Origin of the sequence: Chloroflexus sp. MS-G, assembly GCF_000735195.1 — a bacterium.
Taxonomy (GTDB): Bacteria; Chloroflexota; Chloroflexia; order Chloroflexales; family Chloroflexaceae; genus Chloroflexus.
This window is the reverse complement of sequence record NZ_JPIM01000061.1, coordinates 13,625-29,057: the sequence shown is the minus strand read 5'-3', so window position 1 is coordinate 29,057 and position 15,433 is coordinate 13,625. Positions and strand designations below refer to the sequence as shown.

General features: G+C 53.0%; 16 protein-coding genes. 10 read left to right on the top strand and 6 right to left on the bottom strand.

What is annotated here, in order from left to right; translation table 11 throughout:
- The first annotated feature begins 511 nt into the window (after positions 1 to 511).
- The gene (locus JE47_RS0112185; protein WP_031460028.1) at positions 512 to 1,342 is read left to right on the top strand and encodes a PfkB family carbohydrate kinase; all 831 of its coding nucleotides are present in this window, start codon (positions 512 to 514) and stop codon (positions 1,340 to 1,342) included.
- Positions 1,343 to 1,354: 12 nt separating this feature from the next.
- Here JE47_RS0112185 and JE47_RS0112180 read toward each other — a convergent pair whose 3' ends face one another.
- The 3 genes from JE47_RS0112180 to JE47_RS0112170 all read right to left on the bottom strand — a co-directional run bounded on the left by JE47_RS0112180 (position 1,355) and on the right by JE47_RS0112170 (position 4,586).
- Entirely contained in the window at positions 1,355 to 3,205 is a 1,851-nt protein-coding gene (locus tag JE47_RS0112180) for an APC family permease (RefSeq protein ID WP_031460027.1), read from the bottom strand.
- A 66-nt stretch (positions 3,206 to 3,271) separates the two neighbouring features.
- Positions 3,272 to 3,427 carry a hypothetical protein gene (locus JE47_RS21800; protein WP_160173285.1) on the bottom strand — a complete coding sequence of 52 codons (156 nt, stop codon included), beginning with the start codon at positions 3,425 to 3,427 and terminating at the stop codon, positions 3,272 to 3,274.
- Between the two features lie 202 nt (positions 3,428 to 3,629).
- On the bottom strand, positions 3,630 to 4,586 hold the full coding sequence (locus JE47_RS0112170; RefSeq protein ID WP_152556052.1) for a hypothetical protein: 957 nt from the start codon (positions 4,584 to 4,586) through the stop codon (positions 3,630 to 3,632).
- An 80-nt stretch (positions 4,587 to 4,666) separates the two neighbouring features.
- Between JE47_RS0112170 and JE47_RS0112165 the strand changes: the two genes are divergently transcribed.
- The 8 genes from JE47_RS0112165 (at position 4,667) to JE47_RS0112130 (ending at position 12,266) form a co-directional block, all read left to right on the top strand.
- The gene (locus JE47_RS0112165) at positions 4,667 to 6,412 is read left to right on the top strand and encodes a CAP domain-containing protein (protein ID WP_031460025.1); all 1,746 of its coding nucleotides are present in this window, start codon (positions 4,667 to 4,669) and stop codon (positions 6,410 to 6,412) included.
- A gap of 3 nt (positions 6,413 to 6,415) precedes the next feature.
- Positions 6,416 to 7,003, top strand: coding sequence for an SCO family protein (locus JE47_RS0112160; protein ID WP_031460024.1), 588 nt, complete (start codon positions 6,416 to 6,418; stop codon positions 7,001 to 7,003).
- On the top strand, positions 7,000 to 7,719 hold the full coding sequence (locus JE47_RS0112155; protein ID WP_031460023.1) for a glucosaminidase domain-containing protein: 720 nt from the start codon (positions 7,000 to 7,002) through the stop codon (positions 7,717 to 7,719). The genes JE47_RS0112160 and JE47_RS0112155 overlap by 4 nt, the downstream gene beginning before the upstream one ends.
- Positions 7,720 to 8,082: 363 nt before the next feature.
- The gene (locus JE47_RS0112150) at positions 8,083 to 8,619 is read left to right on the top strand and encodes a GNAT family N-acetyltransferase (RefSeq protein ID WP_051871147.1); all 537 of its coding nucleotides are present in this window, start codon (positions 8,083 to 8,085) and stop codon (positions 8,617 to 8,619) included.
- 739 nt (positions 8,620 to 9,358) lie between these two features.
- The gene (locus JE47_RS22170) at positions 9,359 to 10,294 is read left to right on the top strand and encodes a hypothetical protein (RefSeq protein WP_236631223.1); all 936 of its coding nucleotides are present in this window, start codon (positions 9,359 to 9,361) and stop codon (positions 10,292 to 10,294) included.
- A gap of 655 nt (positions 10,295 to 10,949) precedes the next feature.
- Complete coding sequence (locus JE47_RS0112140; protein WP_031460020.1) at positions 10,950 to 11,228, top strand: hypothetical protein; 279 nt, start codon at positions 10,950 to 10,952, stop codon at positions 11,226 to 11,228.
- A gap of 97 nt (positions 11,229 to 11,325) precedes the next feature.
- Complete coding sequence (locus JE47_RS0112135; RefSeq protein ID WP_031460019.1) at positions 11,326 to 12,054, top strand: glycerophosphodiester phosphodiesterase; 729 nt, start codon at positions 11,326 to 11,328, stop codon at positions 12,052 to 12,054.
- The gene (locus tag JE47_RS0112130; RefSeq protein WP_031460018.1) at positions 12,051 to 12,266 is read left to right on the top strand and encodes a hypothetical protein; all 216 of its coding nucleotides are present in this window, start codon (positions 12,051 to 12,053) and stop codon (positions 12,264 to 12,266) included. The genes JE47_RS0112135 and JE47_RS0112130 overlap by 4 nt, the downstream gene beginning before the upstream one ends.
- Here the strand turns inward: JE47_RS0112130 and JE47_RS0112125 are convergent.
- A complete protein-coding gene (locus tag JE47_RS0112125; RefSeq protein ID WP_152556050.1) occupies positions 12,263 to 12,595 on the bottom strand; it encodes a hypothetical protein in 333 nt (110 codons plus the stop codon). The two genes, JE47_RS0112130 and JE47_RS0112125, sit on opposite strands and share 4 nt — an antisense overlap.
- 175 nt (positions 12,596 to 12,770) lie before the next feature.
- On the opposite strand from JE47_RS0112125, the gene JE47_RS0112120 reads away from it, so the two are divergent.
- On the top strand, positions 12,771 to 13,001 hold the full coding sequence (locus JE47_RS0112120; RefSeq protein ID WP_031460016.1) for a hypothetical protein: 231 nt from the start codon (positions 12,771 to 12,773) through the stop codon (positions 12,999 to 13,001).
- A gap of 296 nt (positions 13,002 to 13,297) precedes the next feature.
- Here JE47_RS0112120 and hppD read toward each other — a convergent pair whose 3' ends face one another.
- Together hppD and JE47_RS0112110 are read right to left on the bottom strand one after the other, a co-directional pair.
- Positions 13,298 to 14,395 carry a 4-hydroxyphenylpyruvate dioxygenase gene (gene hppD / locus JE47_RS0112115; RefSeq protein ID WP_031460015.1) on the bottom strand — a complete coding sequence of 366 codons (1,098 nt, stop codon included), beginning with the start codon at positions 14,393 to 14,395 and terminating at the stop codon, positions 13,298 to 13,300.
- Positions 14,396 to 14,497: 102 nt separating this feature from the next.
- Positions 14,498 to 15,310, bottom strand: a complete 813-nt coding sequence (locus JE47_RS0112110; RefSeq protein ID WP_031460014.1) for a TrmB family transcriptional regulator — start codon at positions 15,308 to 15,310, stop codon at positions 14,498 to 14,500.
- Positions 15,311 to 15,433 lie beyond the last annotated feature (123 nt).

The window sequence follows — 15,433 nt, the reverse complement described above, 5'->3', positions numbered from 1 at the left end:
ACAGCGTGGGAGAGGGGTGATCTGGTTCGTGAGATCGCCCCTGCTCTGCTTATCCCCTCCTTCCTCACCCACAGCGTGGGAGAGGGGTGATCTGGTTCGTGAGATCGCCCCTGCTCCGCTCATCACCCCTTCCTCTCCCGCAGCGTGGGGAGGAGGGGGTTGGGGAGAAGGTGAGGGGGATAATCCCCCCTTCCTCTCCCGCAGCGTGGGGAGGAGGGGGTTGGGGGGAAGGTGAGGGGTATAATCCCCCCTCCTCTCCCACAGCGTGGGAGAGGAGGGGGGCAGGGGGGAGGTGAGGGCCACCCCCTCAGACCCTCCATAAGCTCTTTTCCTCTCTGCTATAATTCTGCATATTAAGCGTCAAACAAACGAGACTTGCCTGAATATTCCCTTCGGAACGTAGAGTTGCAGGTAGACTATTGAAGCCTGGCTTCAGCAGTCCATGTAACACCGACAAAGCTAAAGTAAAAGGATCATTTTTCAGACATATCTAAGTTGGAGTTGCTTCACAATGATCGATTTTGTTGCGATTGGTCACGTTACTCGCGATCTGTTGCCAGACAACACCTCAACATCTGGTGGTACGGCACGCTTTGCAGCTCTGCTGGCGCAACGGCTAGGGCTACGAGCGGCTATTGTGACCGCCAGTGTTGAACCTGTGCCACCGGGAATTGCCTGGATCAGCGTGCCTGCAACGGTCAGTTCTACGTTCGAGAATCGCTACACACCTGCCGGACGACAGCAGTGGTTGCATGCCATTGCCCCATCGATTACCGAAGCTGCACTGCCGAGAGTGTGGCGTACTGCGCCGATTGTGTTGCTAGGACCGGTCTTACACGAATGTTCGCCGACGCTGGCGACATTCTTTGCCGGTGCGCTGATTGGCGCTACAGCTCAGGGCTGGCTTCGCGATTGGGAAGCTGATTTGCCGTCACCGATCCGTCCTCGGCGCTGGCGACCAACGCCAACCGATCTGGCGCATGTGCATGTACTGACGTTGAGCAGCGAAGATGTTGGTGGTGATACTGAATTGGCGGCTCACTACGCTCGTCTGGTGCCGATAGGCATTGTCACTCACGGCGCAGCGGGTGCAACCATGTTTGTGCATGGTCGACCACACCACATTGCGGCGTTTCCGGCGCAGGAAGATGATCCGACTGGCGCCGGTGATGTCTTCGCTACGGCTTTTCTCATTCGTCTCTGGGAAACCGGTGATCCATTTCAGGCCGCTCGTTTTGCCGCTGCAGCGGCAGCATGTGTTGTTGAAGGGCCTGGAGACGCAGCTCTTCCTGATCGGGGACAGATTGTCCGGCGCATGGCAACTGTACCCGATCAGTCGTAAGAGGATCAGCGGCTAGCGTTCCAATCGGTATGGCACACTGGTTACCACTGTTCCGCGTAGACGTAACGCGGTCTTAATCAACAGACCGGTCTGATTATGTAGTAAATGCTCCCACCAGCGGGCCGGAACAAATTCGGGGAGGATCACGGTGATCACATCATCGCCGTAGCGCGTCTCGACCTCTTCAAGGTAGCGTAAGATCGGGTTGATCAACGAACGGTAAGGCGATTCAAGCACCACTAGTGGTATCTCGCAGCCCCATTGGTGCCAACGGGTCCGAAGTTTTTCGGTAGCTTCGGGGTCAAGATCAACGTAGACAGCAGTAACATTATCCGGGGCGATAGAGCGAGCGTATTGTAAAGCCGGCAATACTCCTCGGTGAATACCACTGACCAGTACAATCGCAGTATGGCGGCGCAGTTCGGGCGGTAAAATGGCTCCACTCAGCGACAATTGTTCAGCTACACGCCGGTAGTGCTGGTTAATCGCTCGGAACATGAGGACCAGCAACGGGATAGCGGTAATAACGATCCAGGCACCGTGGGTGAATTTAGTAACGATCAGAATGATCAACACGATCCCGGTGAGAGTAGCACCGATTCCATTGATCAATGCGCTGTATTGCCAGCCTGGTTGCTTGCGGCGAATATGTCGGCGTACCATGCCCGATTGCGAGAGCGTAAAGGACGTGAAAACACCGACAGCGTACAGCGGTAGCATTGCGATCTCGTTGGCACGAAAGATCATGACCAGGATCGCCGAGCAAAAACCCAACATCAGAATGCCGTTTGAGAAGACTAACCGATCACCGCGCGAAGAAAACTGACGGGGAAGGAATCGGTCGCGTGACAAAAAGGATGCCAGGCGCGGAAAATCGGCAAAAGCAGTGTTCGCGGCTAGCACCAGGATTAGCGCCGTAGCTATCTGAATGAAGACGTACATCGGGCCAACCCCGAAAATTGTACGCGCAATTTGTGAGACGATAGTCTCGTGAGTGAACTCATTCGGTACAGCTTGATGGGCATAAGCCAGCCAGGTGATGCCGAGGAACATCGTTACCAACAGGCTGATCATCCAGGTCAGGGTGATTGCAGCATTTCGTGACTCCGGTGGTTTAAAAGCCTGTACACCATCGCTGATTGCTTCAATCCCAGTCAGTGCAGTACATCCTGCCGCAAAAGCGCGCAAAATGAGCCAGAGCGATACCATTTCGCTTGTCAAGGGAATGTCAGGATCAATCGAATGCTGTACCGGTTCGGCACCGTACAGCAGATCATTAACGATCCCTACCCCAATCATCATTAAAATCCCGCTAATAAATGCGTATGTTGGTACCGAGAAGATGAGGCCACTCTCCTTTGCACCGCGCAAATTCGCAATAGTAACGATCAGGATACAGACCAGGGCAATTTCTACGGCATGATCGCGTAATGTGGGGAATCCCCAGTTGGTTGCCAGCGAGGTAATTGCAGCGACTCCGGCTGAAATACTCACAGCTACCGTCAGCACATAGTCGATGAGAAGGGCGCCGGCAGCAACTAACCCTGGTAGGTCACCCAGATTGTCGCGAGTGACGATATAGCCACCGCCGCCTTGCGGGTAGGCATGAATGGTTTGTCGATAGGAAAAGCCAACAATTATGAGTAAACCGGCAATCGCTGCCGCAATTGGTAATGAAAGTCCTAATGCGGTGCTGCCTCCCAACACGAGAATGGTGAGAATTGCCTCTGTTGCATACGAGACAGAAGACAGCGCGTCAGAGGAGAAGACGGCAAGCGCAGTTGCTTTGTTGAGACGCTCTTGATGTTGGTGTTCGGTCGCAATCGGTCTGCCGACGAGAATGCGCTTAATCTGGGCAAACATAGCCACAGGATCCTTGCTCTGGCACTAGGATGTTGTTCTGGTGCGTGTCACAAAAAATACGGAACGCTAACCGCGCACGGCAGTCGGCGTTCCGTCGGCTGTCGAACGCAGGGTCGATGCTTCATCAACCTGCGCATCATCATTGACGCTCACTGCGCGATCATAGCACTTTTGTTCCTTCACGTCAATATACGTTATACGTTTGATACCGAACCAGGGCATTTCAAAGTGTTCCCCCGACCCGGCAGAAGCGAGGAGATGAGGAGAGAGACGTGATACCAATCCCTCATTGAAAGACCGTGTTTGGGATTGGGAGCTGAGCCACCGCTGCGCGTATCCACGGCCAACCCGTGCGGCGTTTCCTCTGCTCACCGTCCGCAGTTTCCTGTTGCAACTCGTGTGCGACGGCTGCTTTCTTCGCGTCTCATAACCCATCGGTGTTCCCTGCCGTCCTATTGCGCAGGGATGCACACCCGCGCTTGGCAGGATGCAGCACCGGCAAATACGCTGGGTGTTCAAGGCGCTGGACCGGAACCGTCGCAGCGGCGTTCCCGTGCTGCCCCGGCGCACGATCCCAGACCACCGCCGTGACCCCGCGTTCCCCCCACCGCCAGCGCGTCGCCGCCAGGGTCGCAGCAGTCACATTCGCACGCCACGCCCACTGCACCACGCCGCTTCCCCCATGAACGGCAATGGTCAGGCAGACCCATGTGCGCTCCCATACTCCCGGCTGTACGACCGTTCCCCCGCACGGCGCCCACGACCAGCGCACCTGCCCACGCCATCCGATGCGTATGTCGTCCCTCCCATTCCCGGCTGCGGGGTGCGCCCCGATCGCTGCTCCCGCCGTGGCACGCCCCCTGTGTTCCAGGCGTCTTGCGCTTCCGCCGACACCGTGGGGATAAACGGACGCGGCACGTTCTTCCGTCATCCCGCACGCTGAACGAGCGCATCCATTCCCGACCAGGGGCACCCACGCCACGGCATCCTGCACCCGTTGCACCTGACCCACAGCCGCCTGCGGCTTCAGCTCGGCGACCGGCGCATCGCGCAGGCGGCAGGCATGACCACGCCTGCCCGTGCGCTGGCGAAGCACGTTGTCGCGCCCCCCTTCCGATCCCACGCCACCCCATCCGGCACCGTCCGCAAATGACAGCCAATGGCGGCGGCTCCGTCGTAGAGAGACCGCCCGTTGCGCACCACCCACCACGCCGGCAGGCGCATCCGCAGTTGGCAGTCGTGCTCGTTCAGGGATCATCGTTGCCGTTCTTCGTCGCGCTTGTTCCATGCCACGTGCGAGCGTCGCATTGGTCTGTTTCCGTCTCCCATGGGGGGCCAGGTTGATGGGATGATACACGGTTTTCACAGGTAGAATTGGCATTAGAAGTGACACGACCTTGACAGCAGTCCTGCTGGAAGACAACAATACCGGTAAGACGATTCCAGGGAAAAGGAGGAAATATGTCTAAGCTCCGAAACTTTGGGTTACTTGTCGTCTTATGCAGTGTTCTGGTGACAACTGCAATCGCATTTGATCCGACGACGCAAACCCCAGCACTGTTGTACGATGAGGCGCTTACGGTGTACTACGGTAATCTGGCCCGTCGTGCAGCAGGACAGCCACCATTACGCTGGAATCTGCAACTGACGCATGCCTCGCGCTGGTTTGCCTGGGATTCGGTTGAGAATCGACCAACGCCGTATTGTGGCCATCAGGATACTAACGGTCAGTGGCCCAGTGATCGGGCGCCACGCTTTGGCTATCTTGGGAGTAGTGGTACCGAAAATGCGTATTGCGGTTATATGTTGCCACAGGATGCAATCAATGGCTGGTTGAACAGTTCTGGTCATCGTGCCAATCTGTTGAGTGATGCGCATCGTGAAATCGGGTTGGGTTATTACCGTCGTGTTAGTGATGGACGTGGGTATATCGCCCAGCTTTTTGGGAATGATGCCTCCTATGCGCCGGTCATTATCGAGAATGAAGCGATCAATACGCTGAATCCTGAGGTGGCGCTGTATATTCATCAGACTGCGAACCAGAATAGCTTTACCGGTGCCCGCCCTGCTACCGAGATGATGATCGCGAGCGAGCCATGTTTCGTTGACGCCACCTGGCAACCGTTTGCCACAGAGACGCGCTTCCAGCTTCCTGGCGGGCAAGGCTGGCGTACTGTCTATGTCAAAACCCGCGATATTGTTGGGGCAACGCGGGTGGTCAGCGATACTATTTATCTCGGCGCCGATCCACCAATTCCTGAACTGGCGGCTACGCTCAGTGATAGGCAGCCGACGGTAATGCTCACCGATCTTAGTCATCCGTTATTACCACAGGTACAGTTTAGTCCGGGTTGGTTCGTGGACGACACCTTCTCTACCTTTAGTCTGCTCTGGGGTGCTGGCGAACGGGTGACCGATTCAGATGCCTACGGTGGAAGCGCGTTTCGTCTCAATTTGGCAGGAATGGAGTCTTCGGCGTGGGTGTGGGAGTATCAGCCTACCGTGCTAAACAATCTTGCGCTGGTTGCGTATATCCGTCTGAAAGTTGCAAACAATACGAGCGTAAATCAGGTAGCGCGGGTAGCAATAAAGAGTGGTGATACCGAATACGGTCCGCTAGTGCTGCGCGGCATCGACTTTACGGCTGCCAATCAGTATCAGGAGTTTGCATTACCGTTTGTGTACCGTGCGGGCGATCCGTTTTTAACCTTTCAATTCTGGCGTAGTGGATCAACCGAGGTGTTTGTTGATGGGGTGACACTGTTTTCAGCACCCCGACCGATCACGAACCCGTTCACGCTAGATATGTTCGGCGGTAACTATCGCGGTCAGGGGATTTGGGTGCGCTATACCAACGGTGTAACCTTTTCCGATTTCAGTGAGATTCCCGTCATACCATCTCAGCCGATAGAGACTCCTGTTCGATCAATACTTGTGTCACGTCAGAGCCAACCGTTCTCGCTGACCATCACGACTCTTTGTGCGCAAGCCGGGATGCAGGTAACAGCAAATGAACCATGGTTAACAGGTGTGACCGAGAGTGGTATATTGAGATTGAGTATCGATCCAGGCGGAATGAACACCGGTCTCTATGAGGGTCGAGTGACGCTCACAATGCCAGGATCAACGTTTCGTTTGACAATTCCGATCAGATTGCAGGTGGTTGATCAGATATTCACGACCTTTGCCCCATTAGTGGTGCGGTGACTTATGCGGCGTTGGTTTGTGCTCTGGTTGATTGTATTGAGTGCATGTTCACTCACGAATACATCATCAGTTTCAACTGCAACAATCGTTGATCCGCCAACGGTGTTAAGTGATTTCAGCTTACCAGCCAGTACCGGCGGTGAAGTGCGGTTGAGCGATTTGCGTGGTCAGCCGGTGTTACTCTACTTTGGGTACACACGCTGCCCTGACTATTGTCCAATAACGCTGAGCGAGTTTCGGCGGGTACGGGAAGAGCTCGGTGATGATGGCGAGCGGGTACATTTTGTGCTGATCAGTGTTGATCCGGTTTACGATACGCCAGAGGTATTGGCAACGTATCTGCAAGCCTTCGGCGCAGGATTCATCGGGTTGCAGGGCAATGATGCCACGCTCCGCCGGATCAGCAAAGAATACGGTCTGACCTACCGTCATGGTGGTGGTCATCAGCATCACGGGAGCGCTGGAGTTGAACACAGTACAGCGAGTTATTTGATCGATCAAAATGGCCGGTTACGGATCGTTTATCCGTATGGAACTGCGGCTAGTGTGTATGTGCAAGACATTCGCACTCTCCTGAAAGAAACGCCATGAACACTCGCCTGAGTAGACGTTCGCTCCTCTTGTGTGGCTTGCTTACGCTAGGTGGATCGGTTGTCCGCGCTCAAACCCCAGAGACGCACTCGATCTATCTTCCTATGGTCATTCATTCGCCGCTCCCTGGAACCCTGCTCGGCCCCGCTACCGGTACGGTTGAAGCAGCGATTGCCTGGCTTGCGCCCCGCAGTACGGCATACACTCCTTACGATGTCGGTGTTATTGTCAATGGCTATGCCAGAATTGGGGAAGCTGCCGGTTTAGACTGGTTTCTGGCTATTGCCCAGTGTGCTCACGAGACAGGCCATTTGACTTCGTGGTGGTGTCAACGACCACGGCGTAATCCGGCAGGAATTGGCGTTACTGGCGAAACTCGTGAAGCACCACCTGATCAACCGCCTGGTCCAGATTGGGCCTGGGATGAGACGATCCAGCGTTGGCGAGCGGGTTTGAGTTTTGCCTCGTGGGTTGATGAGTCGATTCCGGCCCATCTGGGTCGTTTGCTTGCCTATGCTTTACCTGCTGGCGCCGGTACGCCGTATCAGCAGCAACTGATCGACTATGCACTCTGGCGGCGTCCGTTGCCCGATCATCTTCGTGGTGTGGCAGTGACGATCACCGATCTTAATGGTCGGTGGGCGTGGCCGGGCACCGAGTATGGCCAACGCATCCTGGCTCTGGCTGAACGAATGCGTAGTGTAAGCAGCGGATAACAACTTGTATCACTGATTCGTGATGATTTGGTTCAGGTGTCGGCCACTGTTAGAGTGTGCCTAAGCATTTGCTACCTTTCAGTGTCTTTCCAGCCTCAGCCCCCTTCTTTTCCACCGTGAGAAGAGAGGTAGGTCTGATGAGCGCAGTTGCGCATTGGTTTGAGGTGTGCTATACAATTGTATCAGGTTGCCATATTCTGCGCAACTTTAGCAAAAAAGCGCCTGTAGATAGGTAAACATTGCCCTGGTGTTGATAGACCAAACATCTGCGATGTGCGTAGAGGTAGGTCGTATGACATTCCCTTGGGAACCTGATGTGTCACAGCCAACGATAGTGCGCTTGAGTAGATAGTATACAAGGCCATGAATAACCAGTTGACAATCCGTGTAGTGCAGGGTGCATCCTTATCGGAAGCAGCGCGCAACCACATTATCGCTCTTTGTAACAAAGCTTACAATGAGGACCTTGCGCCGTTGTTTGATACGTTTGTTGGTGCCAGCCATGTTCTCGGCTACTACAATAGCCTTCTTGTCAGTCATGCCTTGTGGGTGAACCGCTATCTGCAAGTTGGCAATGCTCCTCTTCTGCACACTGCCTACATTGAAGCGGTGGCAACAGACCCTGCTTACCGTCGTCGTGGTTTTGCGACAGCCATCGTGAAATATCTCGTCAACGAGATTCAGGACTACGAATTAGCAGCACTGTCGCCGTTCGATGTTGCCTTCTACGAGCGACTTGGATGGGAGCTTTGGCGTGGGCCATTATATATCAGGACTGAAAACGGTCTATTATCATCACCTGCTGACGAGCAGGTGATGATTCTTCGCCTTCCAAAAACACCACCATTAAATCTGAGTGCGCCAATTTCAGCCGAATGGCGTGAGGGCGAGTTGTGGTGAAGACATCGCAACCTGATCTAGATGTATCTGTTAGTTCATTAGCCCTATCAATACGCACTTTAGCCGCACAATACATCATCCTATGACAAGTAAAACGACCTCCATTTTTCCGTTTTGGTCTGCATTAACTATTTATTGGTTGTTAACCGGTACATTGCTGCTTGCGTCAGTAAGTAATACCCATGGAAGTTTTATATATCCACTAGACGACACCTATATACACATGGCAATGGCAAAGCATTTTGTGAGAGATGGTATATGGGGGGTAGACAAGAGCAGCTTTTCTTCAAGCACATCGTCTCCTCTATGGACGCTCCTGATAGCTATAACGTATAAGATCTTTAGTGTTAACATCTGGTCGCCATTACTCTTGTCGCTAATATCTGGATCTTTGATAATCTATTGTTGTTATCGATTACTTGCTACTAACACAAATCCACTAAGACTATTTCTGTTACTCCTCGTGATAACAGCTTTCGTTCCATTACCAGTCTTAACCCTCACAGGAATGGAACATCTCTTACATGGTCTCCTAACATTATTACTGATTTACCTTGTACCTGCGTACTTATCTAAAGATAGTTTTCAGTTTAAATCGTATATTTTGTTAATAACATTGGCAAATCTGATAACGGCAACTCGATATGAAGGCATTCTGCTCGTTTTTTTAATCACATTGCTCTTTCTTAGTAGAAAGCGTTTTTGGGAAGGGTTGTTTTTTACTGTAAGTAGTTTTGTATTGATTACAATCTACGGATGTATCTCTCTTTACAACGGATGGTACTTTTTGCCCAACTCCGTTTTGTTAAAGGGAAATACGCTCCAATTTACACTAGAGGGTATCATTGCTTTTTTATGGCGGATGATTAATCATTTCTACTTCTCTCCTCACGTTGTGGCTCTCCTTATTGCTTGTTTGATTTTATATTTGCGGTTCAAACATCAATTGAAGGAAAGCGAAAAAATCTTAATGGCTCTGTCTGTCTTAATAACATTCACGCACCTGCTGTTTGCCGGAGTCGGCTGGTTCTTTCGCTATGAGGCATATATTGTGTTAATTTTGATGGTTGTTTTCGCGGATGTCCTAAATAAGTATTTTGACTTCCAACGTATAAAGATTAACAAGGAAAGTTTGTATGATTATGGAGCAATAGTATTTCTGGTATTCTTATTCTTAGTACCGTTAGCGATGAGAACAGGCTTGTCATTCTCTCAATATCCCAGGGCGGTAACAAATATCTATGAACAACAATATCAAATGGGATTGTTTTTGCAGAAGTATTATCAGGGGCAATGTGTTGCAGCCAATGATATTGGAGCGATCAATTATCTGGCAGACATATGTACGGTGGATTTGTACGGTTTAGCAAATATGGAGGTTGCGAAATATAAATTTAGTGGTTCATATGATGAACATGTGATACGTCGACTCGTGTTGGATAATAAGGTGAAAGTTATAATTATTTATAATGATTGGTTTGACGGAAACATTCCTTCTGATTGGATAGAAGTCGGTAGGTGGAAAATCTTGAATAACGTAGTTACCGGTGGTGACGAAATCTCATTTTATGCGCCAGATATTTCGTCTGAGAAAAGTTTGAGAAAGAATCTTATTGACTTTTCCGGTGCGCTTCCAGCAACGATCATACAATCTGGAAGCTATCTATCACCGTGAAACGCTTAACAAAACGGGCATGCAAGTCGGCACTTCAGTTGAGAATGGTGTATGAGGTGTTCATTATTGTTGCAGGGGTTTTGAAAGTACTCAGTTTTTGGTTATGTTCACCGATAAACGCCGTTTCCCCCGTCACGACGATCTCCGAACTCCGAATCGATGCCGCTGGCCCTGGGGCGCGGGCGCCGATCCGCACCCGGCAGCGGTATACCTAGGCCCGTCGCAGGAGTACACCCGCTGGACGGGTTCTCGACCCGCCCCTGCCATACGCGCACGCGCATCATCGGCGCACGACCAAGGGCCTGACCGGAGACCACCTCGACACAGAACGCAGCATGCCTTTGCCCATGCTGTGAACCTTCCTCTCACTCCTCACTCCTCGCTCCGCTCACTCTTCTCTCCTCTCCCCTCTCACCTCACGTCTGCCCGGTCGGGTGAGACTGTTGAAAAGCCCTATTATTGTTGGGATCATACTTGACGGGCAGCTAGTCTGGGTCGTATAATAAGAGCGTGTTAAGAACGGCAATACTCCCGCGATGGAGGCCGACTATGAAATCATGTATGACAATGCGGTTGAGTGGTGTATAGGGCGGTACAGACCGATGTCTGTAGCCGCCCTTGATGTTTTCCGGGCGCGCAATGAAGGAGGTTCCGTATGCACTCGGATTTGATCGGTAAAATTGAGAAGGCCCGGCGCTATGCGGCTGAACCGGAGCGGATCAAGTTCAGCGATCTGCGGGCAACGTTCCACGGTGGCAATAGTAACCATGTCGTTTCGCTGCATAATGGTCAGTGGGCATGTGACTGCTCGTTTTTCAAGATGTGGGGTACCTGCGCCCACGTTATGGCAATGCAGCGCATTCTTCACCCTATGCTGACTGAAGAGGCTCGCCAACCTGACCTGGCAGTGGCTCAGCCCGCTCTAGATGATTGACAACGTATCTCAAGGTGAGATTGACGCCGAGGCACGGCGCGGCGATACTGATAGCGGGGCGATTGGCGCCCCGCTATTGGTTATTTGGTGAGGTGATATGACACCGCTCATTATTGCGCATCGTGGAGCATCGGCTGATGCGCCCGAAAATACGCTGGCTGCTTTTGAATTGGCACGTCGCCAGCAAGCCGATATGATCGAGCTTGATGTACAACTCACGGCGGATGGCGAGATAGTGGTTTTTCACGACGATACGACGATGCGCTGGAACGGACAGCCTGATGCGGTTGTCCATCTGACCCTGGCGCAACTTCGTCGACTCGATATTGGTGGTGAGCGAGTTCCTACGTTAGCCGAGACACTGGATTGGGCGCGTCATGCAGCAATGCCGCTCAATGTCGAGCTGAAACGTCCAGGCATGGCTGCGCGCTGTACGCAACTTATTCGTGAATTTAGATTGGCCGATCAGGTGATCATTTCCTCATTTTATGAACAGGCGTTACGTGAACTGCGGGCTGTCGATCCAACCATTCGGCGAGGCTATCTGATGGGGATTCGGAGTTATCGCCCCGACATACGTCTGCGCGAGTTCTGGCCGTTTCTGGCGTTGCGCCGAATTGAGGCGACGGCGTGGCATCCTTACCACGGCTTACCCGGTATCAACTGGGTTTTACCGAAGGTACGACAGGCCGGTTATCAGGTGAATGTCTGGACGGTCGATGATCCGGTGCGCCTTCGCGAACTGGCAACTCTTGGTGCGAGTGGACTGATCACAAACACGCCGGCTGCAGCACGCGCTGCACTTTCTTCAAGGATATCTGCTTGAAACGATTCTGGCTAGTTGTGCGCGGAATAGGGCCATTGCTAGCAGTGCTGGTTGTGCTAATCGGTGGGCCAGCACTGCTGGCCTGGTTGATCGGTGGCGGGCCGTTTGATTGGCGTTACATCCTGATCGGCCTTGGTGTGGCAGTGCTTCTGATCCTGGTCGGCGGCCTGATCTTAGGGTGGGCGTTAGGGAAGCGCCTGAAAGGTGACTAAGTGTCATCAATCGTGCGCTCGAGTGCGATCAGGCGGGGGACAATCGCACGTCGTAGCTCAACATACTGTTGTGACAACCAGTGCCCGATCCTGCGTAGATGAGGTGCTGGCGCCTTGCGCAACCAGCGCAGCCCAAAACGACCAATCAGGTGCAAGCGGCGGAGCAGACGATCACGCCGACCGAGCAGGATGATCGCTAGCACATAACCGGGCCAACCGGGAATGATGGGGAAGAGCGAACCAATAATCCCAACAATGAGAAATATGATACCGAGTGTGCGGCGCACCATCGGATTAAAGCGTAAAAATCGAAAGACTGTTCTCATCATGCGCATATCCTATCCCGATTGATCAAACGACAGCGTGTTTTCCTATCTATGTATTGTACCCCGCTGGTGATACCATTTGTAGCATACAATGTTGACAGTATGCTACATTTTTGCTGAAATATTGTCATTCTGATTAGAGGAATAATCCCTCTTCTGGTGGTGGAGGTGAACTGGAATGGCAGAGCAATCATGGTGGCGACGGATTATAACAGCTATTGAACACGAGTATGAACGTCGTCTGCGGCGGGCAAGCCTGCTTGGTGAGTACAAGCTGGCTGATGATCATCATGCGCATACCATGCCTACGACCACGTCTACCCATCCTGTGGACGAAGAGGAGGCGGTCATCGTTAATGTACCGCGTGGGACACGTATTGAGCGTCATGAGGCACGACACGAGGAGTAGTTATTTGACATAATCAACACACGAGGAGAGGAAGGGGAGCGGGGGGCTGCCCTCACCCCCGTCCCCTCTCCCGCACTGCGGGGTACCCTCACCCCCTGCCCCTCTCCCGCACTGCGGGAGAGGGGTGATCTGGGTTATAAATGCGGTATCGTTGAGAGATACAGGATCGCCCCTGCTCCGCTCATCCCCCCCTTCCGCTCCCGCAGCGTGGGAGAGGAAGGGGGGCTGGGGGGGGGGAAGGTGAGGGTGCCGCTCTGCTTACATCACATCATTGACAGGAAAGGCTAAGCAGCACCCTATAAATTTCCACGTCGGGCCTGTTCGCGTTCGATAGCCTCAAAGAGCGCTTTGAAGTTCCCCTTACCGAACCCGCGGCTCCCCTTGCGCTGAATAATCTCGATGAAGAGCGTCGGACGATCTTGAACCGGCTGGCTGAATATTTGCAGCAAATAACCTTCTTCGTCGCGATCAACCAGAATACCGCGCTCTTGTAGTGCCTGGCGGCTTTCATCAATCTTGCCTACACGCTCTTCCAGATCATCGTAGTAGGTGTCGGGAACGTGGATAAAGGGAATACCGGCGGCACGTAACGCATCGACCGTGGCACAAATGTCACCGGTAGCTAGGGCAATATGTTGAACGCCAGGACCACCGTAGTATTCGAGAAACTCCTCGATCTGGCTCTTGCGTCGCCCTTCGGCCGGTTCGTTGATCGGAAACTTAATCCGGCCAGTGCCGTTCTGCATAACCTTTGACATCAACGCACTATACTCAGTGCTGATGTCGTGATCATCAAAGTGTACGAGCTGGCTGAAACCGAGTACGTCGCGATAGTAGTTGACCCAGCGGTTCATGGCCCCTAGCTCAACATTCCCGACGATATGATCGATGGCAGCAATACCAGTTTCGGGCGCCGGCAGGTCGGTGGTCATCGGCTCGAAGCCGGGCATGAATGCTCCCCGGTAATCTTCCCGTTCGATAAACGAATGGACAGTATCACCATAGGTAGCAATCGTCGCTTTGATGATCCGACCGTGCTGATCGACGTATTCGGTGGGGGGTTGCACCGGAATACCACCACGGGCAATTGCTGTTTCATAGGCGGTAACAGCATCGCGTACCCGCAGTGCAATGTCCTTGACTCCATCGCCATGGTGGGCAATATGGTGAGCAATCGGGTGATCGGGGATGAGCGGTGCAGTTAACACAAAACGCACGTTTCGTCGCTCTAACACATAGCTGGCTCGATCACGCACCCCCGTTTCAAGACCGGCATACGCAACCGGTCGCAGACCAAGCGTCGTGCGGTAGAAATGAGCCGCCTGGCGGGCATTGCTTACGTAAAACTCGACATAATCAATTCCAAGAAGATCAAGCGGATCGGCAGCGCACATACGGCACCTCCATATCAGGGCGATGCGTCCACCCCGATTGTGATTTGGTTACCAATTGCGTGCCAGGCGTGGACGCATCACGCGCCGGCAACGCACGCAGCACTATCCTGGCTGGAACGGTTCTGCATCGCTCCAGAGTTTTTCAAATGCGGCCTGGAGAAAGAGACCGAAACTGGGATGAGTGACACACAGGGCAGTAAAGCTTAGTGCACCGGTCGTTGGGTTTTGCAGCGATAGGAGGGCAATGCGGCGGTCGTAGAGATTGACTTTGAGCGGTAACGATTCGATTAGTCGGGCCTGCTGACCCCATTCGACAAACTGCCTGACCCATTCACGCCGTTCGGCATCGTCGAGTATCGACCGTTCGTACAGTGCTCGATAGCGAACGCCACGCCGAAGTGGTTCCGCTACTTCGGCAAGATTGGCCGCACGATCACCCAGGAGTGGTAGTTTGAAACAGACACAAATTTCGCGTTCTGCATTCTGCGCCAGGGCCAGTGCTCGCTCAACGACCAGGCGGCGGTCGAGCAAGACATCAACATAATCGAGTGGGTCAATCTGATCATTACCAGCGGCAAACGTGGGGGTAAGCATCGCTAACAGAGTTTGCAAGCCTTCGGTCAGGGTGGCCTGCTCATGCTCAAATTGTTGACGCCGCTGTTCGATAAGTGCTGGCAGGGCAATGGCCGGATCGATCGCTACGTAACGTCGCTGACCATCACTATGGCGTTCAATGGCCAGACCGCGAGCACAGAGTGAAGCTAATACATCATAAATGCGCTGGCGTGGTACCCCCGCTCGCACGGCTACCTGCACGGGAGTGAAACCGCGATGTTCGAGCAAAGCCAGATAGGTGGCCGCTTCGTAGCGGTTTAACCCAAGTGCCATCAGTTGATCTTGCACACGATCAGTCATCGATCTCTATTTCATTGTCACCACTTATCAGTGGTGTTATTATACCATGTTACACTTTGAACGGCAACTCATGGTAAGCTAGAGCCGCAGCTTTTCCACATGTTTTTCCTTCCCGGCAGTGGG

Bases quoted from the DNA above. Each gene is read 5' to 3' on its own strand.
- JE47_RS0112185 (WP_031460028.1), top strand. From the start codon at position 512: ATGATCGATTTTGTTGCGATTGGTCACGTTACTCGCGATCTGTTGCCA.
- JE47_RS0112180 (WP_031460027.1), bottom strand. From the start codon at position 3,205: ATGTTTGCCCAGATTAAGCGCATTCTCGTCGGCAGACCGATTGCGACC.
- JE47_RS21800 (WP_160173285.1), bottom strand. From the start codon at position 3,427: ATGCCCTGGTTCGGTATCAAACGTATAACGTATATTGACGTGAAGGAA.
- JE47_RS0112170 (WP_152556052.1), bottom strand. From the start codon at position 4,586: ATGCCAATTCTACCTGTGAAAACCGTGTATCATCCCATCAACCTGGCC.
- JE47_RS0112165 (WP_031460025.1), top strand. From the start codon at position 4,667: ATGTCTAAGCTCCGAAACTTTGGGTTACTTGTCGTCTTATGCAGTGTT.
- JE47_RS0112160 (WP_031460024.1), top strand. From the start codon at position 6,416: ATGCGGCGTTGGTTTGTGCTCTGGTTGATTGTATTGAGTGCATGTTCA.
- JE47_RS0112155 (WP_031460023.1), top strand. From the start codon at position 7,000: ATGAACACTCGCCTGAGTAGACGTTCGCTCCTCTTGTGTGGCTTGCTT.
- JE47_RS0112150 (WP_051871147.1), top strand. From the start codon at position 8,083: ATGAATAACCAGTTGACAATCCGTGTAGTGCAGGGTGCATCCTTATCG.
- JE47_RS0112140 (WP_031460020.1), top strand. From the start codon at position 10,950: ATGCACTCGGATTTGATCGGTAAAATTGAGAAGGCCCGGCGCTATGCG.
- JE47_RS0112135 (WP_031460019.1), top strand. From the start codon at position 11,326: ATGACACCGCTCATTATTGCGCATCGTGGAGCATCGGCTGATGCGCCC.
- JE47_RS0112125 (WP_152556050.1), bottom strand. From the start codon at position 12,595: ATGATGAGAACAGTCTTTCGATTTTTACGCTTTAATCCGATGGTGCGC.
- JE47_RS0112120 (WP_031460016.1), top strand. From the start codon at position 12,771: ATGGCAGAGCAATCATGGTGGCGACGGATTATAACAGCTATTGAACAC.
- hppD (WP_031460015.1), bottom strand. From the start codon at position 14,395: ATGTGCGCTGCCGATCCGCTTGATCTTCTTGGAATTGATTATGTCGAG.
- JE47_RS0112110 (WP_031460014.1), bottom strand. From the start codon at position 15,310: ATGACTGATCGTGTGCAAGATCAACTGATGGCACTTGGGTTAAACCGC.